Annotated in this window: 19 protein-coding genes and 1 other annotated feature (1 of these 20 cut by a window edge); of the genes, 16 read left to right on the plus strand and 3 right to left on the minus strand. The window is 45.1% G+C overall.

Annotation, left to right across the window (positions count from 1 at the left end; all coding sequences use genetic code 11):
* Positions 1 to 41: a binding site (T-box leader), on the plus strand (it extends 189 nt beyond the left edge of the window).
* Between the two features lie 51 nt (positions 42 to 92).
* The 4 genes from ACHWTJ_RS05025 to ACHWTJ_RS05040 all read left to right on the plus strand — a co-directional run bounded on the left by ACHWTJ_RS05025 (position 93) and on the right by ACHWTJ_RS05040 (position 8,404).
* On the plus strand, positions 93 to 2,729 hold the full coding sequence (locus ACHWTJ_RS05025; RefSeq protein ID WP_035396608.1) for a valine--tRNA ligase: 2,637 nt from the start codon (positions 93 to 95) through the stop codon (positions 2,727 to 2,729).
* A gap of 54 nt (positions 2,730 to 2,783) precedes the next feature.
* Positions 2,784 to 4,016, plus strand: a complete 1,233-nt coding sequence (locus tag ACHWTJ_RS05030) for a folylpolyglutamate synthase/dihydrofolate synthase family protein (RefSeq protein WP_294750884.1) — start codon at positions 2,784 to 2,786, stop codon at positions 4,014 to 4,016.
* Positions 4,017 to 4,099: 83 nt separating this feature from the next.
* Positions 4,100 to 7,699: a DUF5057 domain-containing protein gene (locus ACHWTJ_RS05035; protein WP_294745382.1), complete on the plus strand. Its 3,600-nt coding sequence runs from the start codon at positions 4,100 to 4,102 to the stop codon at positions 7,697 to 7,699.
* 18 nt (positions 7,700 to 7,717) lie between these two features.
* Positions 7,718 to 8,404 carry an ankyrin repeat domain-containing protein gene (locus ACHWTJ_RS05040; RefSeq protein ID WP_394679217.1) on the plus strand — a complete coding sequence of 229 codons (687 nt, stop codon included), beginning with the start codon at positions 7,718 to 7,720 and terminating at the stop codon, positions 8,402 to 8,404.
* Between the two features lie 46 nt (positions 8,405 to 8,450).
* Here the strand turns inward: ACHWTJ_RS05040 and ACHWTJ_RS05045 are convergent, their stop codons facing one another.
* Genes ACHWTJ_RS05045 through ACHWTJ_RS05055 form a run of 3 tightly spaced genes read right to left on the minus strand, consistent with a single transcriptional unit; the run spans position 8,451 to position 11,151 of the window.
* Positions 8,451 to 10,022: a type II secretion system protein gene (locus tag ACHWTJ_RS05045; protein ID WP_394679218.1), complete on the minus strand. Its 1,572-nt coding sequence runs from the start codon at positions 10,020 to 10,022 to the stop codon at positions 8,451 to 8,453.
* Positions 10,023 to 10,040: 18 nt separating this feature from the next.
* A complete protein-coding gene (locus ACHWTJ_RS05050) occupies positions 10,041 to 10,661 on the minus strand; it encodes a PilW family protein (protein ID WP_294740505.1) in 621 nt (206 codons plus the stop codon).
* Positions 10,624 to 11,151, minus strand: coding sequence for a prepilin-type N-terminal cleavage/methylation domain-containing protein (locus ACHWTJ_RS05055; protein ID WP_294740507.1), 528 nt, complete (start codon positions 11,149 to 11,151; stop codon positions 10,624 to 10,626). The genes ACHWTJ_RS05050 and ACHWTJ_RS05055 overlap by 38 nt, the downstream gene beginning before the upstream one ends.
* Positions 11,152 to 11,329: 178 nt before the next feature.
* Between ACHWTJ_RS05055 and ACHWTJ_RS05060 the strand changes: the two genes are divergently transcribed.
* From ACHWTJ_RS05060 to ACHWTJ_RS05115, 12 genes are all read left to right on the plus strand, one after another.
* Positions 11,330 to 12,667 carry a G5 domain-containing protein gene (locus tag ACHWTJ_RS05060; RefSeq protein WP_394679219.1) on the plus strand — a complete coding sequence of 446 codons (1,338 nt, stop codon included), beginning with the start codon at positions 11,330 to 11,332 and terminating at the stop codon, positions 12,665 to 12,667.
* A gap of 16 nt (positions 12,668 to 12,683) precedes the next feature.
* Positions 12,684 to 12,998 carry a hypothetical protein gene (locus ACHWTJ_RS05065; RefSeq protein WP_394679220.1) on the plus strand — a complete coding sequence of 105 codons (315 nt, stop codon included), beginning with the start codon at positions 12,684 to 12,686 and terminating at the stop codon, positions 12,996 to 12,998.
* A gap of 8 nt (positions 12,999 to 13,006) precedes the next feature.
* Entirely contained in the window at positions 13,007 to 14,671 is a 1,665-nt protein-coding gene (locus ACHWTJ_RS05070) for a GspE/PulE family protein (RefSeq protein ID WP_058264750.1), read from the plus strand.
* Positions 14,672 to 14,679: 8 nt separating this feature from the next.
* Positions 14,680 to 15,714, plus strand: a complete 1,035-nt coding sequence (locus ACHWTJ_RS05075) for a type IV pilus twitching motility protein PilT (RefSeq protein ID WP_200864060.1) — start codon at positions 14,680 to 14,682, stop codon at positions 15,712 to 15,714.
* Positions 15,715 to 15,718: 4 nt separating this feature from the next.
* Entirely contained in the window at positions 15,719 to 16,936 is a 1,218-nt protein-coding gene (locus ACHWTJ_RS05080; RefSeq protein ID WP_394679221.1) for a type II secretion system F family protein, read from the plus strand.
* A 136-nt stretch (positions 16,937 to 17,072) separates the two neighbouring features.
* Positions 17,073 to 17,603, plus strand: coding sequence for a type II secretion system protein (locus ACHWTJ_RS05085; RefSeq protein ID WP_394679222.1), 531 nt, complete (start codon positions 17,073 to 17,075; stop codon positions 17,601 to 17,603).
* Positions 17,604 to 17,664: 61 nt separating this feature from the next.
* Positions 17,665 to 18,420, plus strand: a complete 756-nt coding sequence (locus ACHWTJ_RS05090; protein ID WP_394679223.1) for a prepilin peptidase — start codon at positions 17,665 to 17,667, stop codon at positions 18,418 to 18,420.
* Between the two features lie 18 nt (positions 18,421 to 18,438).
* Complete coding sequence (locus tag ACHWTJ_RS05095; protein WP_294740522.1) at positions 18,439 to 20,157, plus strand: fimbrial assembly protein; 1,719 nt, start codon at positions 18,439 to 18,441, stop codon at positions 20,155 to 20,157.
* The gene (locus ACHWTJ_RS05100; RefSeq protein WP_294740523.1) at positions 20,154 to 20,882 is read left to right on the plus strand and encodes a hypothetical protein; all 729 of its coding nucleotides are present in this window, start codon (positions 20,154 to 20,156) and stop codon (positions 20,880 to 20,882) included. Before ACHWTJ_RS05095 ends, ACHWTJ_RS05100 begins: the two co-directional genes overlap by 4 nt.
* Positions 20,883 to 20,989: 107 nt before the next feature.
* On the plus strand, positions 20,990 to 21,565 hold the full coding sequence (locus ACHWTJ_RS05105; RefSeq protein ID WP_394679224.1) for a Maf family protein: 576 nt from the start codon (positions 20,990 to 20,992) through the stop codon (positions 21,563 to 21,565).
* 46 nt (positions 21,566 to 21,611) lie between these two features.
* The gene (radC, locus tag ACHWTJ_RS05110; protein WP_294743317.1) at positions 21,612 to 22,244 is read left to right on the plus strand and encodes a DNA repair protein RadC; all 633 of its coding nucleotides are present in this window, start codon (positions 21,612 to 21,614) and stop codon (positions 22,242 to 22,244) included.
* Positions 22,245 to 22,406: 162 nt separating this feature from the next.
* A complete protein-coding gene (locus ACHWTJ_RS05115) occupies positions 22,407 to 23,441 on the plus strand; it encodes a rod shape-determining protein (protein ID WP_023468951.1) in 1,035 nt (344 codons plus the stop codon).
* Positions 23,442 to 23,446: the final 5 nt, after the last annotated feature.

Genomic DNA, 23,446 nt, shown 5'->3' on the forward strand with positions numbered 1-23,446 from the left:
GGTACCGCGGAAAAAAGCAACGGCTTTCTTTCGTCCTTAGCATAGGACGAGAGAAGCCGTTTTTTATTATGGACAAAAAGGGAGCGATCAAGATGCAGGAATTATCAATGCCAACGAAGTATGATCCGCAGGCAACAGAAGAAAAATGGTACGACTTTTGGGTGAAAGGTGACTATTTCAAAGCCGATCAGGATCCAGAGAAAGAGCCGTACACGATCGTCATTCCACCACCGAACGTCACAGGTAAATTGCACCTTGGTCACGCGTGGGACACGACGTTACAAGACATGCTGACACGGATGAAACGGATGCAAGGGTTTGACGTTCTTTACCTACCAGGAATGGACCATGCCGGTATCGCGACGCAAGCAAAAGTCGAACAAAAACTGCGGGCAGAAGGACAATCACGTCTTGAAATGGGTCGCGAGAAATTCCTTGAACAATCTTGGGCATGGAAAGAAGAGTACGCGTCAACGATCCGTGCACAATGGGCAAAACTCGGACTCGGACTCGACTATTCACGGGAGCGTTTCACACTTGACGAAGGATTATCAGAAGCGGTTCAAGAAGTCTTCGTGAAACTTTACGAAAAAGGCTTGATCTATCGCGGCGAATATATCGTTAACTGGGACCCAGCGACAAAAACAGCGATCTCAGATATCGAAGTCATCTATAAGGATATCGAAGGTGCGTTCTATCACTTCAGCTACCCACTGACGGACGGTTCAGGTCACGTGGAACTCGCGACGACACGTCCTGAGACGATGCTCGGTGATACAGCGATTGCCGTGAACCCGAAGGATGAGCGTTACGCTCACCTTGTCGGAAAAACGATCACGTTACCAATCGTTGGTCGCGAGATTCCGATCGTTGCTGATGACTACGTCGACATGGAGTTCGGTACAGGTGTCGTTAAGATCACACCAGCCCACGACCCGAACGACTTTGAAGTCGGTAACCGTCACGAGCTACCACGTGTCCTCGTCATGAATGAAGATGGAACGATGAACGAGAACGCAGGGAAATATGAAGGCATGGATCGTTTCGAATGCCGTAAACAAATCGTTGAAGATTTAAAAGCTGAAGGTGTTTTAATCAAAATCGAACCACACTTGCACTCTGTCGGTCACTCAGAACGTTCAGACGCGATTGTCGAGCCTTATCTCTCACTCCAATGGTTCGTCAAAATGGAGCCACTCGCGCAAAAAGCACTCGAGGAGCAACAAGGACCAGACAAGGTTAACTTTGTTCCACAACGCTTTGAAAACACGTACGTACGCTGGATGGAAAACATCCGTGACTGGTGTGTCAGCCGTCAACTCTGGTGGGGACATCGGATTCCGGCTTGGTACCATAAAGAAACAGGTGAAGTCTACGTTGGCAAGGAAGCACCAGCCGATATCGAGAACTGGGAGCAAGACAACGATGTCCTTGATACGTGGTTCTCTTCAGCGCTCTGGCCGTTCTCGACGATGGGATGGCCGAACACGGACGCTGCTGATTATCAAAAATACTTCCCGACATCGACACTCGTTACGGGTTATGACATCATCGCTTTCTGGGTATCACGGATGATCTTCCAATCGTACGAATTCACAGGACAACGTCCATTCCAAGACGTCTTGATCCACGGATTGATTCGTGATTCGGAAGGACGCAAGATGTCGAAATCTCTCGGGAACGGAATTGACCCGATGGATGTCATCGAGAAGTATGGTGCTGACTCGCTCCGTTGGTTCTTAACGACAGGTTCAACGCCAGGGAACGACCTCCGCTTCTACTGGGAAAAAATCGAAGCAACATGGAACTTCTCGAACAAACTGTGGAACGCAAGCCGTTTTGCCTTGATGAACATGGATGGTCTAACGTTTGATCAGATCGATTTGACAGGCGAGAAATCACTCGCAGATAAGTGGATCCTGACACGCTTACAGACGACAATTGACGACGTAACACGTCTATCGGATAAATACGAGTTTGGTGAAGCGGGACGTATTCTCTATCACTTCATCTGGGAAGACTTCTGTAACTGGTACATCGAGATGGCGAAGTTACCGCTCAACGGGGAAGATGAAGCAGCGAAACAGACGACGCGTTCAGTTCTTGCGTACACGCTCGACCGAATCATGCGTCTGATGCACCCGTTCATGCCGTTCATCACGGAAGAGATCTGGCAACACTTACCGCATGAAGGCGAGACGATCACACGTGCTGCATGGCCAACACGCGAAGCGTCACTCGACTTCCCGGAAGCTGTTCCAGCATTCGAAGCGGTTCAGAACGTCATCCGTTCGGTTCGTAACATCCGTGCGGAAGTCAACGCACCGATGTCGAAACAGATCCAACTGTTCATCTCGACGAATGACGCACGTGTTCAAGACGACTTGTCGTCAAACAGCTCGTACTTGCAGAAGTTCACGAACGCGTCTGAACTCCGGATTGAAGAGCAGATGCCAGCGCCAGAAAAAGCAATGAGTGCGATTGTGACGGGAGCAGAATTATTCATCCCACTCGCTGACTTGATCAACATCGAGGAAGAAATCGCGCGCTTGAATAAAGAACTCGTCAAGTATACGAAAGAAGTCGAACGGGTCGAGAAAAAACTAAACAACCCTGGCTTCGTCGGCAAAGCACCGGCACACGTCATTGATGAAGAAAAAGCGAAGGCACTTGATTATACGGAAAAACGTCAAGCTGTCGAAGCACGCATCAACGAACTCTCACACTAATTACAGCAGTGGCTCAAGTTTCCTTGAGCCACTTTTTTTAAAGGAGCGAACAACATGAGGACGCGAGAAGATGTATTGGATTGGTTATCGAGCTTACTAGCATTTGGCGTCAAACCAGGTCTTGAACGGATGCAGGCGATGTTACTGGAATTACAGATTGACCCGGACGCGATTCCGACGATTCATGTCGCTGGCACGAACGGGAAAGGATCGACGGTTGCGTTCTTACGTGAGATGGGAATTGCGGAAGGATTACGCATCGGGACGTTCACATCGCCGTATATCATTCAGTTCGAGGAACGGATCATGTTGAACGGGGTACCAATCGCAGAAGATGATCTCGTCGCTTCTGCGATCGCTGTTCAAGCTGCCATCCAGCATATCGATCCGGCACTCGGTACGGTCACTGAGTTCGAGGCATTGACGGGACTTGCTTTCTATTATTTTAATCAGATTCGTCCCGATTTCGTCATTTATGAAGTCGGACTCGGTGGATTGTATGATTCGACGAATGTCTTCAAGAAGCCGGTCGCAGCGATCATCACGTCGATCGGACACGATCATCAAGCGATTCTCGGAGATACGCTCCAAGAGATCGCCTTACAGAAGTTCGGCATCATTAAACAAGGGACACCGGTCATCGCCGGAAAACTGCAGGAAGAGCTGACGGTACCATTAATGGCGTATTGCGGTGATCGAAATGCGACGTTGAAATGGAGTCAGGAAGCGATCATCCGTTACCGTCTGAAAGAGACAGGTACCTGGGCGACATATGATGGGATTCCGGAGACACGTCTTGGTCTAGAAGGTCACCATCAAGTCCATAATGCGGCGAATGCTGTTATCTGTGCGCGGCGACTCGGGTGGTCGAAAGCGGCGATCCGAAAAGGGCTCCGGGAAGCAAAACATCCGGGACGGTTTGAGATCATCTCACGCAAACCACGGATCATTCTCGATGGTGCCCATAACCCGGAAGGCATCACGGCACTTGTTGAACGCTTAAAAGAGGAATCGAAGCCCGTGACACTGCTCTGTTCGATTTTACGTGACAAAGACCGGACGGCGATGCTAACGCAGTTACGTAGCATTACGCCAGATATTTACGAGACGACATTTGATTTCCCACGAGCACGGACACTCGATGAGTTGCAGCAAGAGGGTGCGAACGTGACGACGGTCGAAGCATTCTTTGGTCACTTAAGCGCAGATCGAACATATGTTGTGACAGGATCACTCTATTTCATCAGTGAAGTGCGGCAAATGTATACAAACTCTTTTACAAAATAGGGAAAATGCGATTTCGCTCGTTATAATGAAATTGGGGAAGTATAGTCCCGGATTTCAAAGACATAATGAGGAGACGATGAGCGATGAGACAGTGGGTCCGTTTATTAGTAGCAAGCTTACTGATTTTTTCAAGCTTTACGTATATACATGAACCGCATTCCAAAGCGGCGACAGGTGAAAAATTTAAAATTTTGGAGATTCGCGATGATTGGTCGACGACGAACCGGATAGATCCGGGAACGACAATCACGTCGTTGTCATTGTTAAAAGAGCTGAATACCAGTCAATACGAAATCAAGATGATGACGGTCAAAGAACTAAATGCGTCTCGCTTCCCACTTGATGGCGCATTTGATGCGATCGTTTTTGATCCGTCTGTTTTTACGGAAGCAGATCGTTATTCTGTAAAAGTGTCTGATACTTCTAAACAACATAATACGAGTAGAATTGAAAACGATATTACGAAATTAAAAGCAAATGAGATTCTGAAGAACTATATTCAAAAAGGTTTACCAGTATTTTTACACTCTGATGTGTTAACACATGCAACGAGTAATTTCACTTCGATTTTTAAGCCAAGCATGACGTCTGGTGCTGCGATTGCCTATACGGATTCAAAACAGGTCGTCTCCCGATTACAATCCGAAAAAATTGAACGACCTCGTTTAAGCAAAGTAGCGGTTTCGCAGGCTGGTCAATCGTTAACATCGGTGGATAAAGCAGCACCGGCTTCACCAGATAAACCAATTGATTTTAATTTTACGCTTGATCAAACTACGGCTAATACACATGTCCAGTTGTATATTGATTTCAATAGTAATGACCAGTTTGAGGAATCTGAAAAGGTCGATGAAAAACCAGCGACGGTTTCTGGCTCCTTGTCCTATCAATTTGATGCACCGAGTTATACAGGACCACGGAACTGGATGATTAAAATCGTAAGTGAAGACGGACTCACAGATTATAAGACAGGAAGCTTCTTGATGAAAGACCAAGTGGCAGAAGCGAAGATTCTACAAGTCACGCGTTCCGGAACGAACGGTTCAATCAACGGTTTTATGAACTCAGGAACTTTACTAAAACAAGATGGGTTATATGATTTCAATGTAGAAGTCATTTCTGCGGACACGTTTAACAAAACATACACGACGAAAAATCTCAATACAGCATACGACATGCTGATTTTTGGTTTTCAAGATTCTTATGGTGCTGCTGCACTCAGTGATCCTGCATCGAATGCCATCCTTGACTTTACGAATACGGGTCAAGGATTGATGTTGACGCACGACACGATCTTCAGACCAGCTCAATCTAGTAAACCAGAGCTGTTCTGGGAAACGAAATTTGCCGATCTCGCTGGTCAAAAGAACTTTACGAATATGGGATATTCAGCACCTCGCACATCTGGTCAAGCAGTCAAACAAAATGCCGGGGTCATGACTTCCTATCCATTTGCCTTAGCTGATACGGTTGCTATCGCAACGACACACAATCAATACTTTGGTCTAGATCTTGAACAACCGGACTTGATTCCATGGTATAACATCCGTGAAAACAACCTCAGTAGTTCGAATCAGGCTGCCGGAAGAACAATTGGTGATGCGCGCAACCACTATTATATGTATACCAAAGGAAATGTTACGTATTCCGGAGCAGGACATACTTCGAGCTTTAATCAACAACAAGAAAAAGAATTGTTCTCGAACACGATGTATCGCGCATTCATTGGTGCAAACCATAAGCCGCTCATCAAGAACATCTTACCAACGGATAAATCAAGTTACCTCGAGAATGAACCGTTGACGATCTCGTATCAAGTCAATGATTACGATCTGCAAGATCGTGAGCTAAAGACACGGATCTATCTTGATAATGAGAAAGTCTTTGAAAACAATAAGTTGAAGAATAACTCGTTCGTCAGTCAATCCTTCGAATCAAAATTAAAAGGTAAAACAAGTGTTACGATTCGAATCGAAGCAGAGGATCAGCGGGGAGCTAAGGCAATCGAGACACGGACCGTTCAAGTTGTTCGACCTGCTGTTTCTGCTCCTTTCGTATTATCTCGTTCTATTGATCCGGCTACTATTCCTAATGGTGAGACGGCTGAAATTTCATATACCATTAAAACAACACCTATGAAGCAACAAGAAGCTATTGGGGAGAATGGCTATATCAAAGGGAAATTTTCTGTGACGATGGAAAATATACTGTTCAATGAAAAATTACCGAGTAATTTAGAAGTGGTTTCAACTAGTGGGTTAAAGGATGCTATTATTTCTGGACAGTCTATAAAAGGCTACGCACCAAACATTGAATACGAGGAAGCACTTGAAGGCATTTACCAAGGGCAGTGGGTAGCTAAACAATCAGAAATAACATTTAAAGTAAAAGTAAAAGCTAAAGAATCTGCGGGAATTTACACGCTCGATAAAAAAGATAATGTGCTAACATCAACTAAAAATGTCTATAAAAATGAAACAAATCGTTCAGATAAACTAACGACAGTAAATAATGATCCACAAGCATTTCCGACACTGGGCTACGCATTGACACCGGCATTTGCGACAAGTGCGAAGATTCCATCCGTCAAGATGGATATCACGACACCGTCGTATAAGGTCTTGCCAGAAATCAATCCAACAGGTAGTCAGTATGGAACATTAAAATGGTCGATTGTTGATCCGACGATCGCTTCAATCGATGAAGCAGGGGTCATTAAACCGAAAAAAGTCGGGACGACACAAATCAAACTAGTCGTTCCTGTAGGTAACGGAAAAGAACTGACGGCGACATCTAATCTTGTCATCAATGATGTATTTGGTGGACTGATCGTAAGAAACGTACCGGATACACTGTATGTCGGTGAAACCAAATCCATGACAGGCATCGCCTCGATGATTTCAGGAAACGAGACACCTATTCAGTGGATCATCACGAATGATTCACACGTCAAAACGACCGGTTTATCGAAAAACACATTAGATTTGACCGGAAAAACACCGGGAACGATCACAGTTAAAGCTGTCGTTCCAGCAGAAGTCGGAAGTTCAACATATCTTGCGCAATCTACGACGTATACGATTCAAGTGAAGCTACCGGAATTATCGGTTGCTCCAAGCAATCTCGAACTTTGGGTCGGATCAAAACAAGATGTGACGGCAACATTCAAGCCGAATTACCCGTTACCATTTACGACATCTACGCTGAGTAATGCGATTGAACTGACACCGACAGCGAACGGTTATACGATTACAGGTAAGACAGGTACTCCAAATGGTGCTGTCGAAGCGTTACTCACGTTGACGGATTTCCCAGATACGGTAGCGAAGACACTCGTTCGAGTCCGTGAGAACCCGATCAATATAACCGCTGATGATTTAACCATGACGATGAAGGATGAAAATAAACGACCACTTTTAGGATGGTTCCCGGAAACGACGACTGAACGATTTTACCGGATGGAAGTGACGCAAGGGAAAGAGTACGTCAAAATCGATCCGACGGGTCAAGCTTTACAACCGTTACGCCCTGGGGTGGCTCGCATTAAAGTAACTGTGCTAAAAGAAAATAAAGATGTGTTGGAAGTCTTGAAAAATGATCAGAAAACACCTTTGAGTACAACATTTAAGGTGACAATTGGTTCAGATTCAGGATCAACCGACTTGGATGGAGATGTATATTAAAAAGTGGGGAAGTTGGATATGAAACGAAAACGCATCGTTATCATCCTGTTGATCGTGATTTTGACTGGAGTCGGAGTTACAAGTTACGTCATCCAATCGAATCGAAAAACTGAACTAGAACAGGCGTTGCGTTCAGAAAAGCCTACGGAATTAGCATCCGCGTTAAAGAGTTCAGACATGTCTACATCGGAAAAAAATCGTTATATTGGTCGTTTTCAAGAGACGCTTGCATTTGAAAAGGCTGAATTGCTATTAGATTCTAAGACATCTCAAAATCAAATGAATTGGTTTTATGCAGCGCGATTTGCTCCTCGGGATACAGTGGCTACTTGGCTTCAAAAAGGAGCAAAGGTAAATCAATTAAATCAGAAGAAACAATCTGTGCTTCATGTGGCAACGAGTGTGAATCGTTCCAGTGATGCGTATGCTTTACTCGTCAAGCGCGCAACGTCTAAAGATTTAAATCGAATCGATGCTTACGGTCATACACCTTTGTTTTATGCCACACTTGATCAAAATGAGACAGTCATCGAGTTACTTTTAGGGGCTGGTGCCAATCCGAACTTAGGAAAAGAACGTCCGATCTATGAGACAGTCAAACAAAATCGAAAAGATTTATTTGAATTGTTGAAACAGCATGAGGCAAAGGTAGAAACGAAACAAGTAAAGAAGATTGCAAAAATGTATCGCGCTACGACATTTTAAGCAATAACAAAGAGCCCCTCATCAACTCGATGAGGGGCTCTTATGATTACTGTTGAATACGTTTTGGTGTTTCGACATACATTTGGACGGAGCGATTTAAAGGTAATAAAGAAGTTGGATTTTTCAAAACGGTTGCATCATAGGCCATGCGTAATCGAGAAGCTTCAATATCCGAAGATTTATTGGCGATCATGAGTCGCTCTAAATCCCTCACATTGGCAGGGAACTGATTCTCTGCTAAATCGAGTTTTCCACGATAGGCGTTTACTTCTAGTTTCCCTTTCGTAAAGATTCCACCACGTACGTTCATCGTCGACCCAACAGAGTAGATCGTATTGATTTGATCGTCATCGCTGTAAAGGAAAGCATTTAAGTCGGGCGTAGTCGTTCGGGGTGTTGAAAATTTATTCACTCGGTTAATGACGAGTGTTCCTTTACTCAGTAGAATTAACGTGTTTTGTTTCGTTGAGGAAGCGAGACCTTGAATATTCGCATCATCGAGACGACTTGTACCTGTCGTATAAATCGTTGTCGCAAAACCCACATTCCCTCGAACGAGAAGATTTCCTAATACGACAAGCGGGCGTTTGATTTCTAACGGCTGATCAACGGAATTCAAAGAAGAAATCGTCAGATTCCCATTGATGATCAAGGGCTCGAGCGTTTCTTGTACTAGATCATCCGTCAATGTGATCGTATTGTTTGTGTTCGGTGCTGGGCTAATCATCTGTCGTTTCGTATCAAGTGCCGTCAAAAAAGGACCTGTTAAGATTGATTGTGGAATAGCCGAGTCCTTTAAGGAGGTAGTAATTTGTGCAATCGGTGTATTCACCGGCAGCTTCAAAAAGTCATTCAAAGCATAGTTAAAGTCGAATGGAACAAGCGCCTCTTTCGTTGAGACGAGGTCTGTTGCTCCTTTTGGATCAAAGATGCTACGGTCACAAGATAAATAATCTTCACATTGCAATAATGGTAGATTTTTTTCTTGGAACACCCGAATTTGACCAGCGACATATGGGAGTGCTTGTGTATTCGTGAACGTCCCATTTTCATTATTGTATTTAAAATAAGGAGTAGCGGTTGCTTTCAAAGGGTTTCGCGAGAAAATATTACCTTCGATGAAAGGAGCACCTTTGATAATGACTTGGTTATCCGAACCAAGCGTATAGTACAAAAAGCTTGGAATAGCGGACAGATACACGCGTTGGCGGTATGTCTTTCGAATCACAGGCTGATCACCCTTTTGTTTCTCAACTGTTGCGGTTAAATCTAATGCTTTGACACGGATGTTCGAGGCAGTCTCGTTTACTTCGACCGTGACACTCGGAACGATGGATTTTAAAGGTAAGACGATTGCGCTATTTAAATTACTGAATAGTGCTTGTGAAGATGTCGTAGGTGAAGTCCCAGTCGTCTTGACAACGATTTGTTGTAATGCAGCAACGGCTTTATCTAAGTCATTTTGAGTGGATGTCTCGACATCGATATCCGTTTCACGAATCTCAGTTAATCGTGTGGACTGTAGACTGATACCAATCGTGGCTACGGCAAGAACGGAAAGTACCGTTAGCGTGACGAGTACGAATAATAAAGTGTAGCCTTGTTCAGATTTACGCATGATTAGTTCCTTTCTGAATTAAAATCCAATCGTACTCGTGAAGGTTTGTACTTCTTCTTGATCAGTTGACTGGATTCTAGTCGTAATGGTCAAAATGCCATGGATGACATAACGACCAGGATACGTACTTCCGGTGATCGTTTGATATTCAGGACTAGATAATGTGAAGGTTTGAAAGAGTTCGGATTGCTCATCGATCGATTGTGGCTCTGACGTATAGACGAGTTTATCGCCTTGTTGCTGCTCGGTCAGGAACGTATATGTAACAGGCTTCACGGTAGATGCGGATGCTGAAGCCTCTTCTGTTGCATTGAATGGCTGAAATCCGCTAGCTCGTTCGAGTAATCCGGTCTCATTGTTCAACGTAGGCAATGTTCTTTTATAAAAAGAGAGCGTTTTGGATTCATCGATGCGAATCGCATCAAAGCCACTAACCTCATTTAAAATGATACCGATCCGACTATCCGCTTCACTACGTAATTCACTAATGATACCAGTCGCCCGAAAACTTTTCGTTCCGGAAATGAATACCGTCAAGATGACAGCACTGAAAATAGAAGCAACGACGATCGAGACAAGTAGTTCGACGAGTGTGAATCCTTCACTTTGTCGTTGGAAAGCTTTGGTTGAGCGTCGCATTCGTAATCGATCCTTTCAAAGTCGTAATCGGTTCAGTCGTTCCTTCTACATACACATACACATACAGATCGAGTAGATTCGGATTCACTTCACCTTCCATTTTATGAGGTGTCACACTGTACTTCACATCAAATGAAATATTGTTGATTTCTGGATCAGTAAAAATTGACGTACAAATAGCCGATACACCACAAGAAGGAGTGGCGGGTTCTGGAATCACATAATTTCCATTTAAGTAAACGGCATTCAATGCTTCTTGAGATAATGAAACAAAAGAAAAGGGTTCATTCGCTGTTGCTTCGATGGCTTCTCGTTTTATGTAGGAAGTAGCATTTTTAGCTAAATAATTAGCAAACGTTAACTCCGTACTATCTCGCGAAGCTGCGAGGGATTGTGAAAAAATACTAATTAATGAGACCGAGATAATCGATAGGATCGTAATACTGACAAGTACCTCAATCAATGAAAATCCGTCTTGTTTATGTTGCATATGCTCACCTCTTCATTTCAATCGGTAACAATTTCATTCATGTGATGAACAGTAAAATCGACAGACATTCTCATTTAGAGAAAAGAATTGTCAGGATAGACTTATGTTTCATCATGATATTCATTATAATGGAAATACTAGGCACCTGAAATGATTAATTCATACAGAAAGGAAACAGATGATGCTCAATACAAAGCGTTTTGCTATACATACAATGTTACTCGTCGTACTCGTGGTGTTGATTTATGTGCCATCGTTCGCACTCATTTCCTTTACAGGAAAAGCAACGGAACAAACAACTTTTTCTGAAACGGCGAAAGTTGGATCTGTTCCCGTAAGCGGCATGAGTCGTAAAGAAGCTGAATCCGCAGTCCAAAAAGCGATTACGGAATGGTCCAAAAAAACACCGTTAACAACGGGTACAGGAGAAGAAACGTTACCGGTACCAACTGAATTGGTGACATTTGATTCTGAGGAATCTGTTAAAAAAGCGTCTCTGAAAACGGGAGGAGACTTAATTCTCTCAATTGATGAGGAAATGCTAAAAAGTTTCCTTTCTACACAACCTGTCAGTTATTCGCAAGAACAAACGGAAGCGTTTAAAACATGGCTAACGAATACAAGCAAGACACTAACCGAAGGGAATTTTGATCCTTCACAAACGTCAGAATCGTCTGCGGAAGGTGAGGTCGTATCAAGTATCACGTTCTCAACACGTTCAGCAGCAGAAGAACAGATGATTACGGGTATGGCTAATGTCGAAATCAAGCCGGATCAATTAATGAATGTGAAAACGTATGGTATGGATCCGATTGCCGCTTCTTACGTTGGAAGTAAATTATATGAATTGTTCGCAAAAACACCATTTGAAATTGTGGAACGCATGCCACATGCGACACTTCCCGATGATATTACACTCGGTTACGATGTCAAAATCGACGAAAAAACAGACTTTGCTGTTCGTAATACGCAAGCATCGGTCTATCGCCTCGTCGCCACACAAGAGGGAAGCGACGTTACGATTGAACTACGCGGAGCACCGATAAAAGAGGCAGTGACTGTCGTGTTGGAAGGTGAAAAAACGATTCCATTCAGAACCATTACACGCTACTCTGCTACGCTTTCAGCCGGTACGACGAATGATACGCAAGCTGGCGAAGAAGGAAAATCGATTGAAGTGTATCGTGTGACGAAAACCACTAAAGGAGAACAGAAAAAACTTCTTTCCTTGGATTTTTATGCAGCGATTCCAGCTGTCATCACGAAAAGCAGTCAAGAAGAACAGGCTCCTGTCGTAGTTCCGCCAACGGAGGAAACACCATCTGAGGACGGAACGGATTCTGAAACGCCGGATGAATCGAACCCTGAGGATTCGCAAACGGACGGTACGGTCGAAACGCCAGATACTCCTACTTCCCCAGATAGTCCAGAATCACCAACGGTACCAGACGAGGAAAATCAAGGGGATCCGGCTTCACCAGTAGACGATGAATCGACAGGGAAAGCGGTCGGTTAAACGAGGAGGAAAAAATATGAATTGGACGACGATTGCGATTGAACTGGGAATCATCATCGGACTTGCGACAATCATTTGTGGATTGATGTTTGCTGTGACGATTCCGTTCGTGACCTCGATTCAAGCGAAGTCAGTCTTATCGATTGCGGCGATCATCATCGTCACTTTGATCTATTTCAGTGTTCAGCTAGATTGGATTAGCAATCCACTAGTCATCATCAGCCTGTTCGTGTTGTGTGTGGTGACTGGGGCTATCACTAGTGTATTGGACGAAAAGAAACAAAAACGAGCTGTAGTGGTAGAAGATGAATCATGGCGCGCGGAAGGATGACGGACTAAATGGCGATGAAGCGAAAACGACTCGGTGAAATGTTAATCGAAGAAAGTTTAGTGACAGAGAGTCAAATCGATGAGGCACTTTCTGTAAAACGACCAACTGAAAAATTGGGTGACGCGTTACTTCGCCTTGGTCATTTAACGGAACAACAGTTACTAGAAGCGCTCCATCATCAGTTAAAGATCCCGATCATTCAACTGTATAATTATCCGGTCGATGTCGCGGTAACGAAATTGATTTCAAAAGAGTTAGCGCAACGGCATACACTCGTTCCGGTTTACCGTGAAGGGAATCGTTTATTTATTGCCATGGCGGATCCGATGGACCTGATTGCAATCGATGACTTACGGATGCAGACGGGTCTAGTGATTGACGTAGGTATTGCGACACGGGACGAAATCAGACGAACGATCTTGAAGTATTATGATATCGATTCATCGCTACGCGATTTGTTGGAGTCAGATGATATGACGGAGATGGACCAGTCGCGCGACGTGGTGACACGTGAAGATGCGCCAATCATTCGTCTCGTTAATCAAATCTTAGAAAATGCGATTGCGCAACGGGCATCCGATATTCATATGGATCCACAGGAAACATCGATGACGATTCGAATTCGAATCGATGGAGAACTTCGAACGGAAAATAATTATCCGAAGCAGATTCAAAGCATTTTAACAACACGAATCAAGGTCATGAGTGAGCTTGATATTACAGAATCTCGGTTACCGCAAGATGGACGAATCAAATATGTCTTTAATGGACTAGCTTACGACTTCCGTGTTTCTACACTACCTACCGTATACGGGGAAAAAGTCGTTATTCGAATTTTGGATAGTTCCAACTCAAATATTTCTATCTCTAAAATTGGTTTCAGCTCACGGAATGAAACACAGTTCCGAGAAATGTTAAAACGACCGAACGGTATCATTTTGATTACCGGGCCAACCGGTTCAGGGAAATCATCGACATTGTATGCAGCCTTAAATGAGTTGAATGACGAGTCACGCAATATCATCACCGTCGAAGATCCAGTTGAGTACCAGGTCGATGGTATCAATCAGGTCCAAGTGAATGCGAAGATCGGCTTGACATTTGCGAGTGGTCTTCGTTCGATTCTTCGTCAAGATCCGAACGTCGTCATGGTCGGTGAGATTCGCGATATTGAAACAGCAGAAATATCGATCCGTGCTTCTTTGACAGGACACTTAGTTTTATCCACGCTCCATACGAACTCAGCAGTTAGTTCAATTACACGATTAATCGATATGGGCGTTGAATCGTTTCTCGTTGCAGCTTCGCTTAGTGGGTTGATCGCACAACGACTCGTCCGCCGTGTTTGTCGGGACTGCGGAGAAGTCCATCCACTCTCTACGCGGGAACAGGAGCTGTTTGATCAAGAAGGAATCGAGGCGACGACTGTCATGCGAGGGCGTGGCTGCTCATCTTGTAATATGACCGGATATCGAGGTCGTGTCGCGATTCAGGAAGTCATCATGATTGACGAAGTCTTACGGCGCATGATCATGAACCAGTCGACGGAAAGTGACATCACAGCGTACGTTAAATCGCAAGGACAACGTTTCCTTCTAGCTGATGGTCTATCGAAAGTAGCTGATGGTATCACGACGACAGAAGAAATTTTACGGACGGTGATTTCAGAATGAATCAAACGATGGAACGTGCCCAAATCGAAGATATTCTTCGTTCCTCGAAGGAACGAGGGGCATCCGATGTTCATTTGACTGCCGGATCCCCTCCTGTGTTTCGGATCAATGGAACACTGACACCATATGGATCCGAGAAGATGAAACCGGTGATTATTGACGGGTTCGTTCGTTCGTTGATCACGGAAGACATGTATCAGCAACTGAAGCAGGATCGAGATATTGATTTTTCGTTTGGTGTGACAGGTGTAGCACGATATCGGGTCAATTGTTTTTACCAGCGAGGTGCATTATCGATGGCCTTTCGAACGATCCCGACAGAAGTGCCTTCGCTTGAACAGTTAGGACTTCCTCCAGTCATCAAACGCTTTTTGACGAAGCCACATGGTCTCATCCTTGTCACGGGTCCAACAGGTTCCGGGAAGTCGACGACGCTTGCTGCGATGATCAACGAAATCAATCAGACGATGTATAAACGAATCATCACACTGGAAGACCCGATTGAATACTTACACAGTCATCGAAAAAGCTTAATTGATCAACGGGAGATTGGAATTGATGCGCCACGTTTTTCGACAGGATTGCGCTCAGCGCTTCGCCAAGACCCAGATGTTATTTTACTGGGAGAAATGCGCGACCTTGAAACGATTGCTACAGCGGTAACGGCTGCTGAAACCGGTCATCTTGTCTTTGCGACGGTGCATACGGCAACAGCAGCTTCAACGGTCAGTCGCATCATTGATGTATTTCCTTCTGAGCAACAAGATCAGATTCGGGCACAGCTAGCGAACGTCCTAGCGGGTGTCATCTCACAACGACTCATGCCACGATCGGATGGAACAGGACGTGTCGCTGCCTTAGAAATCATGGTTGATACACCAGCTGTCTCCAACTTGATTCGGACAGGTAAGGAATATCAGATTCAATCCGTCTTACAGACGGGTAAACAATATGGCATGCAAACGATGCAGATGGCCTTACAGGATTTGGTCAGTCGCGGTTTGATCCCGGCATCTGCTGCAACACCATACATATCGGGGTGAAGGGATGGCAGTATTCATTTATGAAGGTCGAACGATGGCCGGAAAACGAAAGAAGGGCAAGATTACTGCGCTGACGAAGCGCGAGGCAGCAGAACGGCTTCGGACGGATCAAATCGCCGTAACATTGCTTGAGAAACAAGAATCAAAAGGGTTAAATACCGAGATTACGTTTTTAAGTGCTAAACCGAAGATTGAACACCTCGTCATGTACGCGCGTCAGTTTGCGACGCTCGTTCGATCCGGTGTCTCGATTGTGAGGGCAACAGAAATTCTACGTAAACAAACGGAATCTAAACCACTCGAACGTGCACTTGTCGAAGTAGAAGATGACTTGCGTAGCGGGATTCAGTTTTCCCAGGCAATCGAAAAGCATCCCCGTGTATTCGATACGTTTTTCGTCAGTATGGCGATGGCGGGGGAAGCGAGTGGGAATCTCGAAGAGGCGTTAGATAACATCGTGACGCAACTGCAAAAACAATATGAGATCAAACGAAAAGTCATTTCGGCCTTAATCTATCCGGCGGTCGTTTCGCTTGTCGCGATTGGCGTCGTTGTCTTTCTGATGATGAATGTCGTACCGACGTTCGCTTCGATCTTTGATCAGTTAGGCAGTGAGTTGCCGCTGATCACGAAACTCGTCGTCGCAGTCTCCGACTTTTTTGTCGCTTACTGGTGGGTGCTGCTATTGATTGCGTTTGGCTTGATTGGACTGTTGTATTTTAATCTCAAGAATGAGCGGCAGCGTCTTTTCTTTGACCAATTCTTGTTAATGATTCCAGTCTTCGGACCGCTGATTCAAAAATCACAAATCGCGCTGATGACACGTGGCTTGTCGGTGTTACTGAATGCGTCAGTACCGATTTTAGCTTCGCTCGACATTACTGAACGAATCGTTACGAATCGGATCATCCGTAAAGGGATCGCAGGTGCGAACGAAGCGATGTCGCGCGGTATTCCGATGCACGAACCACTAGAGCGAAACAAGTACTTCCCGCCGCTCGTCACGCAGATGATTGCGATCGGGGAAGAATCGGGTCGGCTCGATTCGATGTTGACGGAAGTCGCGAACTTCTACGAAACCGAAGTGGAAACGACGACGGATCGTTTGAAATCGATCATCGAACCATTATTGATTGTTGTTTTAGCCGCAATCGTTGGTGTTATCGTCATCGCTGTCGTTGTACCGATGTTTAAGATTTACTCCGATATTCAGGCAAGTTGACAATTGTAAAATCATTTACCTGTTGTTAAAAAAAGACATAAACTACAAAAAATGTGGTGCTACTATAATAGTATTCGTTTGGATAGTAAGTCTTACTAACCAAGAACAGTAAAAAGCACTAGGGAGGCATAATGAAATGATCGAACGGTTAAAAGAAATCTGGTTAGATGCAAAACAAATGCGTGATGAGCGCGGACTGACATTGATCGAGTTACTTGTCGTCGTCGTTATCTTAGGTATCATCGCAGCAATCGCTGTCGTCGCAATCGGTGGATTGATTGAGAACTCACGTAAAGATGCAGTTGTTTCGGATGCGAAGCAATTGGTAGCTGCGGCGAAACTGTACACTTCTTCAAATCCGATTCAACCAGGTGAAACGATTAAATTGGGTATCAAAGATAATAACGTAGATATCACTGCTAAAGATGCTGTTACTACTGGTACGGCAGCTCCTCGTCAAGATACTCTCGGAAAATACATCGATTCCATGAAAGATGCTTTGAATTCTGATAAAGCATACAAAGACTCATATGTTGTTGTTACTGAAAAGAACGGAACTTATACGTATGCGGTAACATTAACTAGTCAATCGACTGATTACACATACTTCTCTGGAGCAGCACCTGATGCACTCAAACGTTCTGGAGTAAAAGAAAAAGCAAATTAACCAATTATTACCCCCACCTCGGGGGTTTTTTTCTGAACTTTTTTGAAAGGGAGGTCGTGTCATGACGATCGTCTTCACGGTCTATTTTTTCTTGTTAGGTTTGTTGATCACATCGTTTACAAATGTCGTTGGTTTGCGTGTTCCGGTCGGGGAGTCGATCGTTCATCCACGTTCCCATTGTCCGACCTGTGGACATGTGTTAGGACCGCTCGAACTGACACCAGTACTCGGATATGTAGTACTCCGTGGGAAATGTCGTTCTTGCGGACAGTCGATTTCAATCAAGTATCCAGCGCTTGAACTACTCGGTGGTGTGCTTTATGCCTATGGGTTTTGGCAGTTCGGTTGGTCGATGGAACTTGCGTTGACGCTCGTTCTAACTAGTCTATTGTTCATTCTTACGATGTCAGATCTTGCGTATATGCTCATACCGAATAAAATTTTACTGTTCTTTTTACCAATTGCCTTGATTGTGCGCTACCTTTCTCCACTTGAAAACTGGTATAATCCAATTATTGGAGGAATCGTCGGATTCGTTCTATTATTCGTCATTTTTCTTGCTTCACGACGCGGTATGGGAGCTGGAGATGTCAAGCTCTTCGGATTACTGGGGATTTTCCTTGGACCGCTTCACGTCGTCATTGCTTTGTTTGTTTCAGCATTTGTTGGTTCAGTGATCGGACTGACGCTACTCGGAATGGGACGCGTCAAACGAAAACAACCGATACCATTCGTTCCCTCCATTGCGATCGGGACATTACTTACATATTATTTTGCGGATGATTGGGTGTCATGGTACCTCGATTTACTGCTTTAGGAAAGGAAGAACGTACATATGACGCAACGGCGTAAAGGTACATATGTTTATTTTAATTTTACGGACGTCGCTATTTTTGGTGCGGTTGTCAAAAAAGGGGTCTTGAAACGACGTGCTGTCGTATCTCTTCCAGCAGGTACGTTACAGGGCGGATGGCTTCAACCGGAAGCGTCGCTCGATCTGATTTTCGATAGTCTATTGACGAAGTTGAAAGTTCCTCGCGGATCCAAAGCCGTTCTTGCGCTAGATGGTTCACTCGTCCTTGCGCGGAAACTCGATATTCCGGAGACGATTGCGACGAATCAGATTCGGGGTTATTTATTCATGGAGATTGGTCATAGCATTGTCCTTCCTTTTGAAGAACCGTACTTCGACTACACTGTCCTTGAAGATGGTGAAAAACGTGAAATCATGCTGTATGCGGCGCCGAATGAAGCACTGAAACAATATACGCAACTGTTTAAACAAAAGCATCTTCGATTAGTGGCAGCGGAGCCACAACCACTTTCTACCTACTTCGGTCTTGAAGCACATTATCCAGCAGCAGATACCGATACGCTACTGATTTGGAATGCAAACGCAACGAATCATCAACTGATCATCATTGAAGACCGTGTACCACGTCTGATTCGCTCAGTGGATACGTTTTCGGCAGATGCTTGGGATGTAGACGTGATCGAGGATCAATTACATTACCGCTATCGATCGGATGATCAGACGGTTGAACTCGTCTTGGATGAAATGCTGCTGGAATTTTCGCGTGTGTTAGATTTTTACCGCTTCTCGCTCGCTCGAGAAAGCCGCGAAATCAAGACAGTCGTCCTTGCGGGAGACTTCCCGTTTCGAGATGAATTAGCGACGCGTTTCCGGACGAACTTTGATCTTCCGTTGGACGAAGTACCAGATGTGATGACGATCGATAGTCAATCGGTTCCACGCATTTACTTACCGATCGTTGGTCTGGCCACTGCACGACCGGATCGTATCAATCTTTTACCAGAAAGTGACGAGGCACCAAAATATCCGCTCGTTGCTTCGCTGATTTTATTATTATTTGGTGGATTGATTGGTGGTTATTTATATTGGCAAACGGATCAGTTCGCTAACCGAGTGGAATCCGTAGACGATCAGATTCAAATCGTCCGGCAATTACAATCCGAATCCGATCAGTCGTCTAAACAAGAAGTCGTTCAATTGAAACAGACGGTCGAGTCGCTAGAAGAAGCGCCTAAGCCAGCTGTTCCAACACTTGAACGAATCACACGTTACTTACCAGAACGCGGATACATTCTTCAGTACGCATATGGAGCGGACGATACCGTTGCTATGACGGCTCAGTTTGAGACACTCGATGAGCTGAATGATTTTTATCGAGAGTTGCTGACCGATAAAGTGTTTTCTGATACGACACTCGCTAGTGTGACGACAAAAACGATGAATGAGAAGACGGATGTCGTGACAACGACGACAGTCGATCCAACAACAGGACAAGAGATTCCAACGACGGAGATCTCCCCGACTGATGATACGAAGACCGAAGAACCGCGATATATCGGTCAATTTTCAATGAATGTCAATATTGAGGAAGTTGTAAAGGGTGAGACCAATGAGGCAGACCCGGCAGTACCGAAAGAAGATAAACCATCTGAACCAGAAGTGGAAGGGGATGGTCAAACACCAGATGATCCTTCAGGCGAAGTCATCTCTACAGAGGTCGAGGAGGTGCCTGAGAATTGAAGCGATATAGTAGCTACCTTCTTCTTTTTTTATCAGTACTGATCGTGCTTGGGAGTGTCGGATATTTCGGATATACGACGTATATGACACATCAAACCTTGCAACAAAAAGAGGCAACACTCAAACGAGAGCAAATGGCGTTAGAGCAAGCAAAGGCAAATGAACAAAAAGTGGACGTGGCAGAATCGAGCTTCCTACAACAAAAAGTTCCGGTGACGGCATCGAATGATGATGTTATCGACGCGATCAACGCAGCAAGTCAGATTGCAGGAGTCAAGGTTCAGTCGATCACTTTCGGTCAGGCAACAGCAGCGGAAGCGACGACGCAATCTCCCGTGACATCCACACCAGCTGTTGACGGAGCGATGGCGACTGAATCGGATCAAGCGCCTGCACCTGATGCGACGACTTCATCGTCGAATGCGACACCGTTACCAGCTTCCTTGACAATTGAAGCGCCGTCTTATCTTGAACTGATGGCTTTCTTGAAACAAATTGAGCGGACGGACCGGATTACGGTTCTACGTCAGATTCAATTGACTGGTCCTGAAGAACAAGGACCTGGTAGTAGTGCCATTCAACTGGAAGGTGAAATGCTGTCCTTCACTGTCGAAATCGAATCCTATTATCGTCCGGATTTAACGAAGTTGACGCCTGATAAACAGACGCCGCTTAAAGAAAAAACACCAAAGTCAGATCCTTTTGTTGATGTGACAGGAAATTAAGATGATTTTGGCGGTTCCTACTCTGTTAGGGACCGCTTATTTTTTGTTAGACTAAACGATGACTCGAATTATCCGATTCGAAATCAATGGGAAAGAACGTGATACTGATGATAACGCAACCATCCTTGATCCTTGCCTCGGCTTCACCACGCCGGACGGAACTTCTAAAGCAAATCGGAATTCCTCATGACGTCGTACCTGCGAACGTCGTCGAAGAGGCACCATATCCAATGTCACCGCATGAGTACGTCCGTTATTTATCGCAAAAGAAAGCGCGAGCGATTACGGTAGAAGGCGTCATTCTGGCTGCGGATACGGTCGTCGCAATTGATGACATGATTCTTGAGAAGCCAGCAGATAGTTCTGAGGCACGGACGATGCTCACACGTCTGTCGGGACGCGCTCACGAGGTTGTGACAGGCGTGACGATTCGCTTTGGTGAAAAGGAGGAGACGTTCGACGTGACGACACACGTTCGTTTTGGTGCATTGCCAAACGATTGGATCGAAGGATATATCGCGACGAACGAGCCTTACGATAAAGCGGGTGGCTATGGTATTCAAGCAATGGGAGGGCTATTCGTCGAAACAATCGAAGGCGATTATTATAATGTCGTCGGATTGCCAATCCACGAGATTACGAAACGTCTCGCGTCGTTTAAAATCAAGCCGATGTTTGCGTAATTCTGAAACAGAGAGGTCGGATGCTGTGATTGAATGGCCGAAGGATATGGTTCAGTTGAAAGGCTTGGCGCAAGCGACGACAGTCGAACTGCTCGCGTGTCTCGTCCGAAATGGGACACGGGACCGGACACCGCTTGAAATCGCGGAAGAATTACTGCATATCTATCCTTCACTGATTGAACTCGAGGCGGCTGGAGTCGGAGGACTCGAAAAAGCACCAGGGGTCGGGAAAGCAAAAGCATTACAAATCATGGCGGGGCTAGAACTCGGTCGCCGTCTCGTTACGGAACCGAAGTGGGTTCGACCAACGATCCGGTCGCCAGAAGATGCTGCAGAATTATTGCTCGAAGAGATGCGGCTCTATCAGCAGGAACACTTTATCTGCTTGTATTTGAATACGAAAAATGAGGTTATTTCGAAAAAGACGTTATTTATTGGAGGATTGAACACGTCGATCGTCCACCCTCGTGATGTCTTCCGGGAAGCGATCCGCTGCTCGGCTGCGAATTTCATCGCTGTGCATAATCATCCATCCGGAGATCCGACACCGAGTCGAGAGGATATCGAGGTATCAGAACGACTTGTTGAGGCAGGACGACTCATTGGAATCAGTTGTCTTGATCACATCATCATCGGGCACGGACAATTTATTAGTATGAAACAGCGCGGATTTATGTAAGAATAACGTCTGAAGGGAAAGTTTCGTTTCTTTCCATCAGACGTTTTTTTGTGTGTTTTCTAAGGCGAACTGTAAACAAGCTGTAACGTTTTAACGCTTTCCAATGAAGGCTTTTCCGTTATAATTAGTGAAGTGTATTCTCAGAGAGGGGTTTTTTGAATAATGTTTGGATCATTCAGCCGTGAAATCGGCATTGACTTAGGTACGGCTAACACGCTCGTGTATGTAAAGGGGCAAGGAATCGTCGTTCGCGAACCGTCCGTCGTCGCTTTCCGTACGGATACAGGAAAAATTGAAGCGGTCGGTAACGCAGCGAAAAACATGATTGGTCGTACGCCGGGTAACGTGACAGCACGACGCCCGATGAAAGACGGGGTTATCGCGGATTATGAAACAACCGCTACGATGATCAAATATTTCATGGATCAAGCTTCAAAGAAAAAAGGATTGTTCTCTTCTAAGACGAACGTTATGATCTGTGTGCCAAGTGGCATCACATCGGTCGAAAAACGTGCGGTTGAAGATGCAGCGAAACTTGCGGGAGCGCGTGAAGCGTACACGATCGAAGAACCATTCGCAGCAGCAATCGGTGCAGGGCTTCCGGTTTCAGAACCAACAGGATCGATGGTCGTTGACATCGGTGGTGGTACGACGGAAGTTGCTGTCATCTCACTCGGTGGTATCGTCACAAGTCAATCGATTCGTGTCGGTGGAGACGAGATGGATGAGTCGATCATTCGTTACATCAAGTCGAAATACAACCTGATGATCGGGGAGCGGACAGCTGAGACATTGAAAATGACGATCGGTTACGCTCGGATCGATGAAGAATCAGAGAATGAAACGATGGAAATCCGTGGACGCGATCTCGTGACAGGTCTTCCAAAACAGATCGAAGTCACGAGTGCTGAAATTTGTGACGCACTCTCAGATACGGTCGACGCGATTCTTGCAGGTGTCAAGCATACGCTTGAGCAGACACCTCCTGAATTATCAGCAGACGTCATGGACCGCGGTATCGTTCTGACTGGCGGTGGAGCACTATTGAAGAACCTCGACGCTGTCATCGAAGACGAAACACGCATTTTGACACTCGTTGCGGAAAACGCGCTGGATTGTGTCGCAATCGGTACAGGAAAATCACTCGAGATGATGAATGTTCTTCGTTCGAAATCAGGCATCTCGCAAAAAAGATAAGGATG

Source organism: uncultured Exiguobacterium sp. (genome assembly GCF_964277885.1).
In the GTDB taxonomy this organism is placed as follows: Bacteria; Bacillota; Bacilli; order Exiguobacteriales; family Exiguobacteriaceae; genus Exiguobacterium_A.

Bases quoted from the DNA above. Each gene is read 5' to 3' on its own strand.
- ACHWTJ_RS05115 (WP_023468951.1), top strand. From the start codon at position 22,407: ATGTTTGGATCATTCAGCCGTGAAATCGGCATTGACTTAGGTACGGCT.
- ACHWTJ_RS05030 (WP_294750884.1), top strand. From the start codon at position 2,784: ATGAGGACGCGAGAAGATGTATTGGATTGGTTATCGAGCTTACTAGCA.
- ACHWTJ_RS05035 (WP_294745382.1), top strand. From the start codon at position 4,100: ATGAGACAGTGGGTCCGTTTATTAGTAGCAAGCTTACTGATTTTTTCA.
- ACHWTJ_RS05055 (WP_294740507.1), bottom strand. From the start codon at position 11,151: ATGCAACATAAACAAGACGGATTTTCATTGATTGAGGTACTTGTCAGT.
- ACHWTJ_RS05065 (WP_394679220.1), top strand. From the start codon at position 12,684: ATGAATTGGACGACGATTGCGATTGAACTGGGAATCATCATCGGACTT.
- ACHWTJ_RS05080 (WP_394679221.1), top strand. From the start codon at position 15,719: ATGGCAGTATTCATTTATGAAGGTCGAACGATGGCCGGAAAACGAAAG.
- ACHWTJ_RS05040 (WP_394679217.1), top strand. From the start codon at position 7,718: ATGAAACGAAAACGCATCGTTATCATCCTGTTGATCGTGATTTTGACT.
- ACHWTJ_RS05025 (WP_035396608.1), top strand. From the start codon at position 93: ATGCAGGAATTATCAATGCCAACGAAGTATGATCCGCAGGCAACAGAA.
- ACHWTJ_RS05070 (WP_058264750.1), top strand. From the start codon at position 13,007: ATGGCGATGAAGCGAAAACGACTCGGTGAAATGTTAATCGAAGAAAGT.
- ACHWTJ_RS05085 (WP_394679222.1), top strand. From the start codon at position 17,073: ATGATCGAACGGTTAAAAGAAATCTGGTTAGATGCAAAACAAATGCGT.
- radC (WP_294743317.1), top strand. From the start codon at position 21,612: ATGGTTCAGTTGAAAGGCTTGGCGCAAGCGACGACAGTCGAACTGCTC.
- ACHWTJ_RS05060 (WP_394679219.1), top strand. From the start codon at position 11,330: ATGATGCTCAATACAAAGCGTTTTGCTATACATACAATGTTACTCGTC.
- ACHWTJ_RS05090 (WP_394679223.1), top strand. From the start codon at position 17,665: ATGACGATCGTCTTCACGGTCTATTTTTTCTTGTTAGGTTTGTTGATC.
- ACHWTJ_RS05095 (WP_294740522.1), top strand. From the start codon at position 18,439: ATGACGCAACGGCGTAAAGGTACATATGTTTATTTTAATTTTACGGAC.
- ACHWTJ_RS05045 (WP_394679218.1), bottom strand. From the start codon at position 10,022: ATGCGTAAATCTGAACAAGGCTACACTTTATTATTCGTACTCGTCACG.
- ACHWTJ_RS05105 (WP_394679224.1), top strand. From the start codon at position 20,990: ATGATAACGCAACCATCCTTGATCCTTGCCTCGGCTTCACCACGCCGG.
- ACHWTJ_RS05075 (WP_200864060.1), top strand. From the start codon at position 14,680: ATGGAACGTGCCCAAATCGAAGATATTCTTCGTTCCTCGAAGGAACGA.
- ACHWTJ_RS05050 (WP_294740505.1), bottom strand. From the start codon at position 10,661: ATGCGACGCTCAACCAAAGCTTTCCAACGACAAAGTGAAGGATTCACA.